The sequence below is a fragment of the Gemmiger formicilis genome (assembly GCF_016901605.1).
Lineage (GTDB): Bacteria > Bacillota > Clostridia > Oscillospirales > Ruminococcaceae > Gemmiger > Gemmiger formicilis_B.
On sequence record NZ_JACJKP010000884.1, the window covers coordinates 1 to 219 of the forward strand.

General features: G+C 54.8%; 1 protein-coding gene. It reads left to right on the top strand.

Going from position 1 to position 219, the window contains the following annotated elements; genetic code table 11:
• Positions 1 to 20: 20 nt before the first annotated feature.
• Complete coding sequence (locus tag H6B10_RS17130; RefSeq protein ID WP_204652533.1) at positions 21 to 212, top strand: hypothetical protein; 192 nt, start codon at positions 21 to 23, stop codon at positions 210 to 212.
• Positions 213 to 219: the final 7 nt, after the last annotated feature.

Here is a 219-nt window from a genome sequence, read left to right on the forward strand (position 1 = left end):
GAACTGAAGGGGGACTCAGCATGACTAACGAGATTGCTATTATCAAAATCAAACGGCTGATCCTCAACATCGCCAAATACGCCCTGCTGATCTTTTCCGCCTTTGTGGCGCTGGATGCCGTAGCGGCGGTGTTGGGATCGGTGTGTACCAGAGCTTTCGGCGTGCGGCTGTCCCGTTTGTCCATCCAGCGTTCCACGGCCTTCTGGGCATAAGTCACGA

Coding starts and splice junctions, on each gene's coding strand:
- H6B10_RS17130 (WP_204652533.1), top strand. CDS start 21: ATGACTAACGAGATTGCTATTATCAAAATCAAACGGCTGATCCTCAAC.